The sequence below is a fragment of the Rhodopirellula bahusiensis genome (genome assembly GCF_002727185.1).
In the GTDB taxonomy this organism is placed as follows: domain Bacteria; phylum Planctomycetota; class Planctomycetia; order Pirellulales; family Pirellulaceae; genus Rhodopirellula; species Rhodopirellula bahusiensis.
This window is the reverse complement of sequence record NZ_NIZW01000003.1, coordinates 288,558-303,481: the sequence shown is the minus strand read 5'-3', so window position 1 is coordinate 303,481 and position 14,924 is coordinate 288,558. Positions and strand designations below refer to the sequence as shown.

Sequence of the window (14,924 nt, the reverse complement as noted above, 5' to 3'; positions counted from 1 at the left end):
GTGACTTTGAAAGAAGTCCCACTCCTCCTCCATGATTGAGCTGATTGAATGTCGGATCGCATCATCCTTCGCACTGGTGAATCTCTCGTCGCCGGTGGCCCGCCTTTTACCGCCGCAGAACCCGAAGTCGTCATCGGCGAACTCGACGGCCCCGTTGGCACCGCCCTGGCCACGCTGACGGGCGATCAATCGATGGGTCACTCCAAAGTTTTCGCGATTCTGAACACGGACATCCAAGTCCGCCCGGTGACGTTGTGCGTCAGCAAAGTGACGGTCAAAAGTAGCCGCTACACCAACATCCTGATGGGCACCGTTCAAGCCGCGATCGCCAATGGCGTCTTGGATGCGGTTCGTGCCGGCGACATCCCCAAGGAAAAAGCCAACGACCTCGGCATCATCTGCAGCGTGTGGTTGAATCCCGGTGTCATCGATGACGACAACTTGGACCACAAAGCCTTGTTCGACATCCATCGCAAAGCGATGACGCAGGCAATCCACAAAGCGATGAACAACGAGCCATCGATCGATTGGTTGCTAGAGAACCAAGACAAGATCACCCACAAGTATTACCAGATGGGTCTCGACGGCAAAATCTGATTTGTCGGTGGACCTGTCTCCGATTGGCACCGACAGATCGAAGACACCAACGACAGTTCGAAGAGTCTTGTCCGACTCGTTACCGGAATATTGATCCGCCGGCAGGTTCTTCACTTGGCTGACCGTTCAGGGCGGCGATCCATTCCGCAGGGTCGTTGCCCAAGTCTTTTCCGGTGCTCTCGCGAAGCGTTTCGATCACCAAGTCCTGCGTGGCAGGATCCCGGTCTTGAAGAGCGAGTTTGAGCGAATTGGTTGAGATCTCGCCGGGGTGTTTGCCCAGAGCAGCGATCGCCGCGTGACGGACATCTTGGTCTTGCGATTCACCGGCGATCGACGCCAGCAACTGAGCCGCTCTTTCTTCGGAACGCTCACCCAAAGCGCGACACGCTTCCATGCGAACCTTCAGGTTGTCGTCTTTCAAACCTTTCGCGACCAAATCGATTGTGGTCGCGTCTTTGGAACGTCCCGCGGCCAAGATTGCCAATCGACGCATCTCCGCGCTGGGATCGTTTTCGTAGATCTGTTCCAGGTGCGGCGTCCAGGTTTGTTGACGCTCGGCGGGCATGCCGTACATCGAATTCGCCAGCGTCTGCAATTCTTCGCGACGTTTGTGATCCGTCACACCGATCGCTTCGTCCGCCTTCCACTGCCGCATTGTGAAGTACGGATTGGCGTGTTTGAGTGCGTACATGGGACCATCGTGACAGCCCCCGGACAGCACCAAAACGGGTGCTAACACGACGACAGGCATCAACGGAACGATCGACTGGAAAAGGCGACTCGCCATGCGGTTCATCCGAGACGGGAAGATTCATTGAACAATTCAACCTTCGACGTAACAAAAGCAAGCGGATGAGAAAAACCCCAATTCATTCCCGCCATGTTTCACGGGTGTGTTTCTCAGTGATAGATCCTGTCCCCAAACGAGGTTGAAACAGGAAAGAGGTGGAACCAGCGTCGGTTAGGCACCGTCCGGCGGGAACGCTATCCTTTTCCCTTCGAAGATATCGCCAGCGAGTCGAAGTTTCGATTCTCGATCTCTGTTTCCCCATCGTTGGGCCGCTCTTGCGAGAGGCACCTGACACCTCCTTCCCGACCCGATACTAGATTGAAGTGGAGCCCTGCCTTTGTCATCCCACGGTCTGAACACAAAATTTGAATCCCTCGGGGGACTGGAGCAGTTGGCGTGTCAGCTTCTTGCCATCGCCTTTGACACCGTCGACCTGCCGGATCTAACGAAAATGGTGCGGCACGCGTTACCTTGCTTGAGCCAAGCCGGGAAACCGACGCCCCCCAAAGTGACCCAGACAATCCTCAAACCGGTGCTGAAACGGTTGCAAGACACCGGTTACATTCAGTCCCAATCCAACCTGCGGTTCCACATTCTGCCGTCCGTGGCCGACGCGGTACTGAGATCATCCATCCACGAGGGAACGTTCTCGGAACTGCTGGTCACCGTGAACACATTTGCGACTCACCACCGATTCCCGTGGAGACAAATTTACCAGTCAGAAAAACAGAAGAATCAACGGCTGGCTTTCTATCAAGGCGATGTGGAAAGCTATTTCGAGCTTGTCCCTGATGAGGCGATCCAAACACGAAAACTGGGCCTGCTAACTCCCTTTGACGAAACCGTCTACGAAGGCCTGCCTATCGAACTTCAAGACGCCTACTGGCCGGTCTTCGGACCGTCCCTGTTGCACACGGCGAATGGCTCGACGGGGATGATGGATCATGTCGAAGCTTGGTTGAAACGTTCTTCTCCCGACGACGAAGTCGCCATTTCCGTGGGCACCGATTTATTGTTTGCAGCAGGTCGCTGCTCGACGTTGCAACCGTTGGCGGAGCTGCTGAAAAAGCAACGCCCCGAAATTCTCGGGCTGGTCTGCCTTCTGCAAGGTGACCGAGATCAAGCGATCCAACAATTTGCCACCGCAATGCCAGCTGCATCGCTTGGAAAAAGCTCGTCCTCGACGGCATGCCAAACCTTCGCCGGACTGTATTACGCGCTGCTATTGCTCCGGCAGTCCAATCCTCAGGCGACCGCGACGGCCGAAAAAATCATCCAGCGACGCATCAAGAAATTGGATCAGGATCTGCTGCTTGGATGTGACGCCGTATTGAGCGGCTGCGACTTCTTAAAAGACCCAGGACTGATCCAACACATCCAAGTCAGTTGGACCGATGATGCATCTCGCCCCTTGGCAACGTTGCTCAGCGGCTATGTGCGTGAAATTTGTTCCAGCGCCGAAAATGCAGCCAGTGCACTGAAAAACCTTGCCAAAGTCAGCAAGTTGTATCGCACCTCGGGACTGGATTGGCTGGCTGCCGAAGCGATGACCCTCGCCAACGAGCTCAAACCAAATCAGTCGACGAAGAAAACGATCGAGAAACTGTACAACGCCACCGGCACATCACCGATGGCCGGCCAGTTCGAGCGAACACCCATCTGGAAAAAGCAGCTCGGCGCCTTGCAAGCTTTTGCGGCGAGTTACCAGCCCGCGTCTTCCCCCGCGAAGCAGACGGGCCCCGCAACGCCGCGAGAGAGCGACCGCCTGGCATGGTTGGTGACCATTGCTGCCAATGGCCACCACCTCGATTGTCGGCCAGTTCACCAAAGCTATGGCAAAAAGGGCTGGTCCAAAGGTCGCCCGATTGCTTTGGAGCGAATCTATGACCCGAGTCGACTCACCGAGTTCGATTTCTTGAAGCCAGCGGACCGAAAGATTTGCGGCTCGCTCCGTTGCGACACTTCACGTGACCGCTACGGGTACACCGAATATCGCTACTACTTTGAAACCGCATTGTTGGTCGATGCCCTGGTCGATCACCCCTGTCTGTTCATGGACGACGACTCCCGATCGCCAATTGAAATTGAAAAGGGTCAGGCTCGTTTGGTGGTCGAGCAATCCTCCGAGGGTGGCGCAACGATTTCCTTGTCACCTCGACCAACATCCCGTGACTGTCATTTGCTGGTCCATCGCGAAAGCACGTCGAAGTTTTCGATTGTTCAGTTCAGCGACGCGCAGTTGAAACTGGCATCCATGTTGTCCGACGGTTTAACGGTGCCCGATTCCGCCGTCGATCAGCTGCTCGACGCGGTGCGGCCACTGGCGCCGATCGCGCCGTTGCATTCGGAGATCGAAGTCGCTGCCGAGGGTGCGGAACAAGTCGTCGCCGACAACGCCATCCACGCTCACTTGACACCTTACGATCAAGGTCTGCAAATCGCGTTCTTCACTCGCCCCTTTGGCGACAGTGGCGGTTTCTTCGTTCCGGGTCAAGGCAGTCGAACGGTTGTCACCAAGATTGACGGTCAGATGCGATCAACTCGCCGGGATCTGGAGGCGGAAATAGAAAGCCTTCGCGCGGTGCAAAACGATTGTGACTTTTTGGGTGAGCAAGCCGGTGCCGATGTCATCGATCTGCCCACCGCAGCGGAGGCTCTCGAAGCACTGCTGGAGCTGGAATCGCTGGTCGAAGAATCACGTTTGACATTGCACTGGCCCAAGGGGCAATCCTTTCAGATCGCTGGGTCCGCGGATGAGTCGGACTGGAAGATCAAGATCAATGGGGGCCAAGACTGGTTCGCCGCTTCGGGGCAGCTGCATGTCGATAGCAAATTGGCCATCGAGATGAAGGACCTGCTGGAGATGGCTAGCACCAGCACGTCCCGATTTGTGCAGCTCAACGATGGGCGATTTGTGGCGCTGACCGAACACTTTCGCAAGCGGCTGGAAACGATGGCCGCGTACACGGATCGCCGCCAAAACGAAGTGCGGTTTCCCACCATTCGCACCACCGCGATCGCCGAACTGACTGGCAACGCGGACCTGACCGCCGACCAACAATGGAAATCCCAGATCAAGCGAATCGAATCGGCCGACCGAGTCCGGCCGAAAGTGCCCAAAACGCTGAACGCCGAACTACGTGATTACCAAGTTGACGGTTTCAAATGGATGTCCCGTTTGGCTCACCTGGGCGCGGGTGCCTGCCTGGCCGATGACATGGGATTGGGGAAAACGCTGCAGTGCCTCGCGGTCCTACTCAACCGCGGCAAGTCAGGTCCGGCATTGGTGGTCGCGCCGACTTCGGTGGCCGCCAACTGGGTTTCCGAAATCGCACGCTTTGCCCCGTCGCTTCGTCCGATCCTATTCAGCGAAGCGGATCGCGAAACGGTTGTTAAGTCCTTGGGAAAACGAGACCTGCTGATTTGCAGCTACGGTTTGCTGGCCAACGAAGCCCAGAAATTACAATCCCGACGTTGGCAGACGCTGGTTCTCGATGAAGCCCAAGCGATCAAGAACGCCGAGACCAAACGCAGCGAAGCGGCAATGGGACTCGAAGCGGATTTCCGAATCGTGCTCACCGGCACGCCCATGGAAAACCATTTGGGTGAACTGTGGAACCTGTTTCAATTCATCAACCCAGGACTACTCGGTTCCTCGGAGTCGTTTCAAGAACGCTTTGCCATTCCGATTGAACGCGATCATCGCCGCGACGTTCAACGCCAACTCAAGCAATTGATCGCACCGTTCATTCTGCGACGGACGAAGTCACAAGTTTTGGATGAACTGCCACCGCGAACCGAAATCACCGTGCCGATCGAATTGGGTGAAAACGAAGCCGCGATGTACGAAGCCATTCGTCAAAAGGCACTCCAAAACTTGGAGGACAGTGACGACGACCGACCCATGCACATCAAGATCCTGGCGGAATTGATGCGTCTGCGCCGGTTCTGTTGCCATCCCGATTTAGTCGACCCCAATGCTGGTTTGGAAGCGGCAAAACTGGAACGCTTTACCGAAACAGTGACGGATCTGATCGCGGGCGGTCACAAGGTGTTGGTGTTCAGCCAGTTCGTCGGCCACCTGCAACTTTTGCGAGACCGGCTCGATGAGCGAAAAATTTCATATCAGTACCTGGACGGCAGCACGCCGGCGAAGAAACGCAAGACCAGCGTGGATGCCTTCCAGGACGGCGAAGGCGACGCGTTCTTGATCAGCTTGAAAGCCGGAGGCGTGGGGCTGAACCTGACGGCAGCCGACTATGTGATCCACATGGACCCCTGGTGGAATCCCGCCGTGGAAGACCAAGCGTCCGACCGCGCCCATCGCATGGGACAACAGCGGCCCGTCACGGTGTACCGATTCATCACCACAGGGACCATTGAAGAACGAATCCTGCAACTCCACGAAAGCAAACGCGACCTCGCCGACAGCCTGCTCGAAGGCACTGAATCATCCGCCAAACTCTCCGCCGAAGAACTCATGAAGTTGATTCTGTAGAGAGAGAATACCGGTTGCCCAAAGCCTCCTGCCAACCTGGCTCGAATCAATCCGTCACCTCTTTCCCAGCGTCGAGGTCGTGCAGTTTTCTGACACCGCAATTCGGCAGATTTTCAAATGACGCACATCTCCCAAAACGAAGTTTGGGGAGAACTCAAGCGCCGCCGTTCAACCGTACGCGAGGGTAAGAGCCGGGAATGAGAAGTGACGCATATTACCCTCCCCCAGAAAGCCCACACAATTTGAACTTTACAATTTACAATTTCACTTTTTCACTTTTTCAATCACCGCCCCGCCTCTCAGCCTCCCCGCCACCAACTCCCACCGTCCACCAGCAAAGCCTCTCTTCGCCAAGCTCGGCCCCCATTCGCTCCCCCTCTACCACAGAGCCGCCAGCCGCACCCCGAGGGCCCCCAATCGGCATAGACCCACGCGTCCAGGCACGCTAATTTTGAGCACACCGCCACCGACGGCGCCGCGAGCTCCTCTGAGCACCCACAAAGTGACGTCACCCTCCGAAGCGTCACCGCGCAGCTACCTGTTACCAAGAAACTCCCCACCCGAGTGACCAAACGTGTCACGTAGGCAGTTACAAGGGGGAACACAAACCATCCCCCGCTCCATTCCAAGTGCTTTGCCTGACGAAACCCACCGCCAGCCCGGACATCGCGGCCGCGCCCAGCCGCCCAAATGACCATGGACAGCTGCAGTTAAACAATTGCGATCAGTTTTGACCAAGTGCCCCCCATCAAAGCACTCTCTCCGTAAGCCTTGAATCGTCACATCAAACGCACAATGACCGACCAAACGCAAAGCTACAAAGAGTTTTTCCTCCGCGTCACGAAAGACTTTTCACCTCATCCTTGGCAAAAAGAACTCGCTGGGAACCCCGACTGCGGGAACCGGCTGATTCGCATCCCCACAGGAATGGGCAAGACCCTTGGCGTTCTCACAACCTGGCTGTACCACCGAATCGAGCAAGGCAATCAAGATTGGCCGACGCGTCTGGTCTGGTGCTTGCCAATGCGAACTCTTGTCGACCAAACAGCCCGCGAAGCCAAGCTACTGCTGGAATCGCTTGGCATGGAACAACACGTCGATGTTCGTGTGTTAATGGGAGGCGTTTCCGAAAAACGCTGGTATCAGTCTCCCGAGAAGCCGCAAATTCTCATCGGCACCCAAGACATGCTGTTGTCGCGCGCACTCAACCGCGGCTATGCGATGGGCCGCGCAGCATGGCCGCGAGCCTTCGGCTTGATCCACACCGACACGCTCTGGGTGATGGACGAAGTTCAGTTGATGGACGTGGGCCTGACAACGAGTGCACAGATCCAGGCGTTTTGGGAAGACTACGAGTCGCTGCTTGGAAAACCACGCGTGACGTGGTGGATGAGCGCCACGCTACAACCCGAATGGTTGCACTCCGTCGAAACCGCATCGATGCTTCCGCAACTCTCCGACAACATGCTGACGGTACGAAGGGAAGATCGTTTTGGCTCACAGTGGGCGGCAAAAAAGCCCATTGAACGTTTCGTGGCGGCTCCCAAGGATTGGGCTCAAAAGGTCATCGAGACTCACTCGTCCCACACAGCGGATCCCCAAACAGGGCGTCAAACGCTTGTCGTCCTGAACACCGTTCGCAAGGCACGCGACCTGTTTGGCGAGCTTGAGAAACACTACAAATCCGATGAACAAAGACCAGACCTTCGATTGGTTCACAGCCGTTTCCGTGAAGCTGATCGAGAATCATGGGCAGATGAATTCCTTTCGAGATCCACACTGAGTCCTGACACCAATCGGATCCTTGTCGCAACGCAAGTCGTGGAAGCCGGAGTCGACATTTCCGCCAGTTGTCTCTTCACTGAGTTAGCTCCTTGGCCAAGCTTGGTGCAACGGTTTGGGCGGGCAGCTCGGTACGGGGGCAACGCCAGCGTGATAGTGTTGGATAGCGAGGACAACAAAAAAACGCAGCCGTATACTCCCGAGCAATTGACAGCAGCCCGTGAAGCCGTTGAGCAAATCTCCGATGTCTCTATCGGCTCGCTGGAAGACTACGAATCGAAGTTGTCGCCTGAAGACCTGAAAAAGCTGTATCCGTTTACCCCACTTCATGTCTTGTTGAACGAAGAGTTCAACGAGCTCTTCGATACCAGCATTGACCTTAGCGGCTTTGACATGGATGTCAGTCGATTCATTCGACAAGCTGACGATTCAACTGACGTGCACGTCTTTTGGCGTGATTGGGAGGGTGAAACCCCTGACCCAGAACTACAACCCCATCGGTCGGAACTGTGTCGAGTTTCCATTCGCGACGCGAAAGATTGGCTGAGCAAAGTAACCAAACGAAAGGAAGCCGTTTGGAAGTGGGACTACTTGGACGGTTCCTGGATCAAAACGAAGGCGGATGATCTCTCACCATCTTCAGTCTTTCTTGTTGCGCCTCAAACTGGCGGCTACAGCAAAACCAAAGGTTTCACCGGAGCTCCACCAAGCAAAAAAGAACCAACGGAATCGGTGCCCCTTCAACAGAAGCCCGCATTGGACGACGAATCCAAAAGCGATCTCGCTGACGAGAGCGAGGCAACATCCCAAGTCGACACCTGGAAAACAATTGCAACGCATTGCTGGGAAGCTGCCCAAGTTGCAGACGAACTGTGTGAAAGAAACGACATTCCCGCCAACTACAAAAGGCTTATCAACCTCTGCTTGCGATTGCACGACTGGGGAAAAGCCCACCCATCATTTGCGAATGGAACGTACCGATGCGAGCCAAGTCGTGCGGACCTCGCCAAAGCGCCCGACAAGGCATGGCGAAAAGGAAACGCCATTTACAACACGCTTTCCCACGGCCCACGACGCGGCTTTCGTCATGAACTCGCATCCTGTTTAGCCGTCCTTGAATTGCTTCGCAGGATTGATCCAACGCATGACGCCCTCTTGGGACGCTACGAAGTGTTTCTCTCAGAATTGGGAGAAGAACCTGAAACGCAACCTGGGATTCACGAAACGAACTCCGTAGCAGCGGAACTTCAACAACTTTCGGAACAGGACTTCAACCTGCTGCTCTATTTGATTGCGTCGCACCACGGCAAAGTACGGATGAGCCTACAAGCATCCCCCAAGGACCAGGACTTCCCTCTCGACAACGCCCAATTCCAAGGCGAAGGAATGCCAATACGCGGTCTACGATCGGGCGACGAACTTCCACCAACACTCGTCACCGATGCAGACGGGAACGATGCATTGATGCCCGATATCACGTTCGACTTGTCGCCGGCCACATTGGGGCTCTCGACACGCTACGGAGAAAGTTGGGCCGAGCGAACGCTGAAGCTCGTCAAGTCGATCAATCCATTCACTCTCGGCTATTTGGAAGCGATCGTGCGAGCAGCCGACTGCCGAGCCTCGGATGATTCAGCAGCCCCCGGCAACCTGCCTGACAAACGATTGGTTGACCAACCACTTTCCATCCCTGAGCACGAAGGCACGAACGAAGAAGCCTCAACCAAGGAGGAATTGCAGCATGTCTAAAACCGAACAAATTCAGATCCATTCGCTGACCGGATGTCGCCCCACGCCACTCGCTCACTACTTGAAGGCTTTGGGAATCCTGCGACTTGTTTCCGAACAAGCCGATCCGTCAGCACGAGGTTGGTGGAAGAATGACGTCTTCCACCTGGCAACAACCCTGCGCAGGCACGAACTAGAAACATTTTTCAACAACAAATATGCACCAACGCCAATGACAGCGGCATGGCTGCCCCGCTCTGGATACTCAAAGGGAAGCAACCACAAAAAAACGAGACAATTCCTTGAACCGTTAATCGAATCAACTTGCTCACGCTTCGAGTCATTTCGCATGGTCGCCTCGCTAATGGAGGACATCTCACACACGGATGGGTTTTCAATTGACGACCCTGCCTCGCTGAGAAACATGGCTTGCATATTGAAAGCTCGTGCAAATGGACCGAGAGCATTTCAGGAATGGTGTGACACAAGTATTGTCTTCGCAACAGAGAAACAATCCTACCCGGCTATCCTGGGAACAGGCGGGAGCGAAGGAAGTGGTAGCTATATGGCCAACTTTTATGTCGCACTGAATGCAACAATCATTGAAAAGCTCGAAGGCGTTGAAAATTCTCTATGGCAACACACAAGCCCGTCCCTAAACTCTCCCCTTTCTCTCTACCTAAACCGATCCAACTTTAACGCAGGTCATTTCGATTCCCAGATCAAGCAACAGTGTCCTTGGACCTATATTTTAGCAGTCGAAGGCACACTACTTTTTAAAGCAAACGCAACACGTCGTTTGAGCCCCGAACTCTCATCGCCAGTCAGCGGAACGAATGCGTCAATGGCAGCCCCATTTGCTGTCGGCAATAGTTGCGTAGGCTACGGCAGCAGCTCTCAACGGGACTCAAAAACCAAACAATCCGGAAGCCTTGCAGGAGGACGAGGAGAACAATGGTTCCCAATTTGGAATCAACCGGCAACTCTTGATGAACTAAAAGCGTTCTTCGCGAAGGGGCGTATGACAGTAGGCCGCGAACGCGCGAAATACGCTACGGATGCCGCAAGAGCAATCAGCCGAGCAGGGATCGAAAAGGGCGTCGAGGCATTCGAACGATACGGCTACCTTCAAAGAAATGGTGACAATCACATCGCTGTTCCTCTAGGACGCTTCGCCGTTCGCTCGCCGAAAAACCAAAATCTACTCGACGAGGCTGCTCCCTGGATTGATCGCCTCAGAAGAATTACCACGGACAAGAATGCACCCACTTCATTGCTTCGAGCGTTCCGCAAGTGCGAAGACGCGATCTTCCGCTGCGTTCGAAATCCGATCGGCAATTCATTCCTGCATTTGCTGATCGCGATGGCCGAGGCAGAAGACCAGCTCATATCCAGCCCTAAGTTCGCCGCCGAAAAGAACGCATGGCCAATTCCTTGGCTCACAGGGCCTTGGATGGAAGAGATTGAACAGTCCGAACAATCACATGAGTTCCGTCTCGCTCGTTCGCTGGCACGGCAAACCACGCCCTACTCGAAGGGAACACAACAAACGCCCATTCGCGAGCATTGGGTCCCGCTCTCGGGATCGTACTTCGCCAAAGGAGAAAGTGGTCTTACCAACGGGCCACAGCAATGCGCGACCGGAATGGACCTTTCTCGTGCCACGATAGAAGTGATGAAACGCCGCCTCTTGATGATGCATAACTCTCAACTCGCGAATGTCCCGCTTGTCTTGGATCGCGAGGCAGACGCATGTTCGCTAGCCGACATCAAGGCATTCGTTGAACGACGCGTTGATCAGAAAAAGATCTTGTCCACTGCTCGCGCTCTCATGGCACTGCAATTTCGTTCGACACACGACAAAAATAGCGGATCACAACCGGAATCAAATTCATTAGCGGGGCTCGCAACCTACGGCCTTTGTCGGCTTGCGTTTTCCAATCGCCCAATCTTCGTTCCTCAACAAGATGACGTTGACGTCAAAGTGTCTCCGACTGTCTTTGTGCGACTCGCAAACGGCGACTCGCCTCGGGCCGCCGACCTTGCAATCCGCCTCCTATCCAATGCCGGATTGCGTCCCAAGGTGCAACTCGCTGTCACCTCCCCCACAGTCTCCAAGCGGATTGCCGCGTCAATGATCTTTGGTTTGTCCAGAAGCAGCATGACTCGTATCGCCATGGAACTGACCGCCCCACAAATGGACCCAAGTACGGAGCAGGAAATGAAAGAATCCTATTTCGACCCTGTTTAACTGGCCCCCCACAACGTTCCCCACCTCACTTCAATCCTCTCTAGCGATTTAATCAACGATGTCAATTGATCTAGCTCCCGTTCGCTCCGCCCGCCGTCTCTTGATCGAAGCTGAACTTGAACCCGTACAGGGCAAGCGATTTCAACCGACAGGCTTCCCTGACCTCGGCCCCGCAACCTTTCAAGCAGGCGACACCGCATGTCTTCTACTTGAAAGTGCACAAAGCATGGCCAACCGATTAGAGGAAACCATCTGGGACACAGGATCAAATTCTCTTAAAAACAACTTTGAAGGGTTGAGCTATATACGAGTCAACGACACAGAAGGTGCCTTCCTTACGTCATCGACCCTGGAGGCCCATCGTCTAAACAGCGTCTATATCGAAAAATGCGAAGGCGACTTCTTCACAAAGGAGATATCGTCCGCAATTGGTGTAGATAAGAAACAACCTGTCGATCGTACCAAATTTGTAAATGCCCTTTTTAAATATGACATAAACAGTCTATTGCATGGCGTATTTCTTGAATCGCTTGACGGTCGTCTGAGAATCCCCCGATCGCTCTCAGCTTTCATTGAAGCTGATTCGGTTACCAGTGTTGCTTCTGGAGGGGTGAAGAACGATCGAGTCCAAGCCTCCAAGGAAGACGGGAAGGCTTCCAAGGATGGATTTGGCAATGTTCCCTTCCACCGAGAAGAGTTCACAGCGGAGACGATCACAGCATATTTCAATGTCGATATTCAGCAAATACGAAGCTACGGGCTCGATGACGATGCCACCGAACTCCTGATTTCATTGGCTCTTTTCAAGATCCGTGCGCTTTTGGACGGTGACCTTCGGCTTAGAACTGCGTGCGACTTGCAACTTAAGGAGAAACAGGTTGTGGCAAAACGCCCAGACAGGTTCGTGCTTCCATCGCTCGATCAGATTGCTGATGCATTGACGCTAGCGATCAAAAAATGCGTAAGCAAAATGGTTGCTAGCACTGTCGTCTACAAAAAGTGAGGCGTCCCATGGTTGTTATTTCAATTGAATTCGTTGCCAATCGCTACCATGCCACCCCATGGGGAGCGCATGTCAACGAAGGACAAATCGAATGGCCACCTTGTCCCTGGCGAATCCTACGGGCCCTGATAGCCGTCGGATACAACAAGCTGGGCTGGTCAGACGAATTGCCCTCGAATGCAAAAACGTTGCTCGAAAAGCTATCGCAAAGCGAACCGGCATTTTGTCTACCAGCGACATGGACCGAGACGCACACCCGGCATTACATGCCCGTTCGAGACGGGAAAGCCGAAAAGAAGGCCAAGGTATTTGACACGTACCTGCGTTTCCACCAACCAAATAGCAAACTGTTGGTTCGGTTCGAGACCGATCTCGACAATGAGGAACGGACTATGCTCCAACAACTCGTCGAAGCTCTCGCATACCTCGGTAGAGCAGAAAGCTGGGTCGAAGCATCCTTGCTTTCCACTCAAGACGCCGAAGAGCTCAACGAGCAGAGAAACTGGTGCGTTCCTGCATCAGACTCGACGGAAGAACGAACGCAGCTTCTTTCACCAGTTGCCAAAAACCAATACGCCGAGTGGCGAAAAACCGCGGTGGCAACCGCCGGAGATCGAGCTGAACGGGAAGTCGTCCGTGCAGCAGAGAACAAAAACAAAACGGCGTCACCAGCAATAATCAAGAAGGCTCGCAATAAAGCCGCCGCTCAATATCCAATTGACCTCGTGTCCGCTTTGCAAACGGACAACAGCACTTGGCAATCTGCTGGATGGCCTCGACCACCTGGGAGTCACTGGATTGATTATGAAACACCGCAACCTGCGGCGTCTTCAAGGACCATTAGTTCCCGGGTGAACACCAACGCACTCACATCAACTGACACTTTACTGTTGTCGATTGACGGTGAGGGCAAACAGGGGAACGTGCGACCATTGATGAAACGTTGCCTCCCGCTGATGGAATTGCTTCACGCTGAGGCTGTTCGGCAAACGGACAAACTAGGATTCGGGTATCTACCGGAGATCACTGGAACAACTGCCGACGGACGTCCTCTCCCGGGATCGCACAAGCACGCTCATTGGTTGCCGCTATCCTTGTTCGGACGTGGACAAATTGACCATGTCCTAGTCCATGCGCCCGGACGATTTTCAGAATATGCCATCCAAGCAGTTTCCAATATCCGTTGGGCCTATGCAAAAGGGATTAAAAAACTATCTGTCAACCTCGTGGGCGAAGGGACACTCCCGGAATTAGTCGACTCACTGCCCTCCCAACACCAAGGTGCGTTTCCTCGTTACGGAGGGCAGGTTTTTGAATCAGTTGCTCCAATGGTGCTCAGGAAATACCTCAGCCGTGGGAAGAAATCTGTTCAAGGACAAATCCGTGAAGAACTGCTCGAACGTGGATTCAGCGAGCCCGAGAGCATTGATGTCTGGTGCGATCAGAAAATGGTTGAGAGAGGGCTAAAGGGTTACGTACTTCAACGAAAACCCGGGAAACCACAGCCAAGATTTGCTCGCAGTTGGGGAGCGACCATACGATTCGCATCACCGCAAGGGAGCGTCCCTCTCGCGCTCGGATATGCCAGCCACTTTGGGTTGGGCCTCTTCCGCAGTATCTAATTCGAAACCTCGAACGATCTGTTCTTTCTCAAGTTGGTTGTTTTCTATCAACACTTCTTCCTGCCGTTCGGCGTTCTGGGATCGCTACCGAACGCTGGACGGGATGGAAGATTCGTGCTTACTCGGGCCATTGCCATTCAACAACATGCTTGCCCCGAAACGCTCAAAAATCGTAATTTTCGCTTGTCCTCACCCCCCCTCGAGCTAGAGTGGATTGCCGCACGGAGGGTTAACCAACCGTCCGAATGAGGAGAATGCTTCACCATGCGACGCATTTACCTGATCACCTACGACGTCTGTGATCCCAAGCGTCTTCGTCACACCTTTCGCTGCTTGCGAAACTGGGGCGATCATCTGCAATACAGCGTCTTTGAGTGCCAACTCACCGAGACCGACCTGCTCCGCTGCAAAGCGGAATTGGCCGAGATCATTCACCACAAAGAAGACCAAGTCCTAGTCATCGACCTGGGCCCAGCCGCCTCCCGCCGCGATGACTTGGTCGAAGCCATTGGCCAGCCCTACTCCGCCATGGCCGCGCCCTGCCTGGTCATCTAGTCGATTCGCCTCGCCATCGTTTCGCACCACCAGAAAACCATCCGCCAAACGATCGGCCGACTTCCGCCCACACGCTCATCCTGCCCGACGAGGTTGAC

The 14,924-nt window shown here is 54.3% G+C and carries 8 protein-coding genes; 7 read left to right on the top strand and 1 reads right to left on the bottom strand.

The features are described 5' to 3' along the window. Positions 1 to 48 precede the first annotated feature (48 nt). Entirely contained in the window at positions 49 to 597 is a 549-nt protein-coding gene (gene fae / locus CEE69_RS06550) for a formaldehyde-activating enzyme (protein ID WP_008661069.1), read from the top strand. 79 nt (positions 598 to 676) lie between these two features. On the opposite strand, the gene CEE69_RS06545 is transcribed toward fae, so the two are convergent. Next, positions 677 to 1,393, bottom strand: a complete 717-nt coding sequence (locus CEE69_RS06545) for a HEAT repeat domain-containing protein (protein WP_099259912.1) — start codon at positions 1,391 to 1,393, stop codon at positions 677 to 679. Positions 1,394 to 1,895: 502 nt separating this feature from the next. Here CEE69_RS06545 and CEE69_RS06540 point away from each other — a divergent pair. The 6 genes from CEE69_RS06540 to cas2 all read left to right on the top strand — a co-directional run bounded on the left by CEE69_RS06540 (position 1,896) and on the right by cas2 (position 14,826). Further along, a complete protein-coding gene (locus CEE69_RS06540; RefSeq protein ID WP_233214916.1) occupies positions 1,896 to 5,885 on the top strand; it encodes a DEAD/DEAH box helicase in 3,990 nt (1,329 codons plus the stop codon). A 795-nt stretch (positions 5,886 to 6,680) separates the two neighbouring features. Continuing rightward, positions 6,681 to 9,416 carry a type I-G CRISPR-associated helicase/endonuclease Cas3g gene (gene cas3g / locus CEE69_RS06530; RefSeq protein ID WP_099259909.1) on the top strand — a complete coding sequence of 912 codons (2,736 nt, stop codon included), beginning with the start codon at positions 6,681 to 6,683 and terminating at the stop codon, positions 9,414 to 9,416. Then, positions 9,409 to 11,646 carry a type I-G CRISPR-associated protein Cas8g1/Csx17 gene (gene cas8g1 / locus CEE69_RS06525; protein WP_158230977.1) on the top strand — a complete coding sequence of 746 codons (2,238 nt, stop codon included), beginning with the start codon at positions 9,409 to 9,411 and terminating at the stop codon, positions 11,644 to 11,646. Before cas3g ends, cas8g1 begins: the two co-directional genes overlap by 8 nt. A 58-nt stretch (positions 11,647 to 11,704) precedes the next feature. Then, positions 11,705 to 12,649 carry a type I-G CRISPR-associated RAMP protein Csb1/Cas7g gene (gene cas7g, locus CEE69_RS06520; RefSeq protein WP_199169808.1) on the top strand — a complete coding sequence of 315 codons (945 nt, stop codon included), beginning with the start codon at positions 11,705 to 11,707 and terminating at the stop codon, positions 12,647 to 12,649. 8 nt (positions 12,650 to 12,657) lie between these two features. Beyond that, entirely contained in the window at positions 12,658 to 14,271 is a 1,614-nt protein-coding gene (csb2, locus tag CEE69_RS06515; RefSeq protein WP_099259907.1) for a type I-G CRISPR-associated protein Csb2, read from the top strand. A gap of 264 nt (positions 14,272 to 14,535) precedes the next feature. After that, entirely contained in the window at positions 14,536 to 14,826 is a 291-nt protein-coding gene (cas2, locus tag CEE69_RS06510) for a CRISPR-associated endonuclease Cas2 (RefSeq protein ID WP_099259906.1), read from the top strand. The last annotated feature ends 98 nt before the right edge of the window (positions 14,827 to 14,924 follow it).

Excerpts from the sequence above, each read along its gene's own strand:
- fae (WP_008661069.1), top strand. The coding sequence starts at position 49 with ATGTCGGATCGCATCATCCTTCGCACTGGTGAATCTCTCGTCGCCGGT.
- CEE69_RS06545 (WP_099259912.1), bottom strand. The coding sequence starts at position 1,393 with ATGAACCGCATGGCGAGTCGCCTTTTCCAGTCGATCGTTCCGTTGATG.
- cas3g (WP_099259909.1), top strand. The coding sequence starts at position 6,681 with ATGACCGACCAAACGCAAAGCTACAAAGAGTTTTTCCTCCGCGTCACG.
- cas8g1 (WP_158230977.1), top strand. The coding sequence starts at position 9,409 with ATGTCTAAAACCGAACAAATTCAGATCCATTCGCTGACCGGATGTCGC.
- cas7g (WP_199169808.1), top strand. The coding sequence starts at position 11,705 with ATGTCAATTGATCTAGCTCCCGTTCGCTCCGCCCGCCGTCTCTTGATC.
- csb2 (WP_099259907.1), top strand. The coding sequence starts at position 12,658 with ATGGTTGTTATTTCAATTGAATTCGTTGCCAATCGCTACCATGCCACC.
- cas2 (WP_099259906.1), top strand. The coding sequence starts at position 14,536 with ATGCGACGCATTTACCTGATCACCTACGACGTCTGTGATCCCAAGCGT.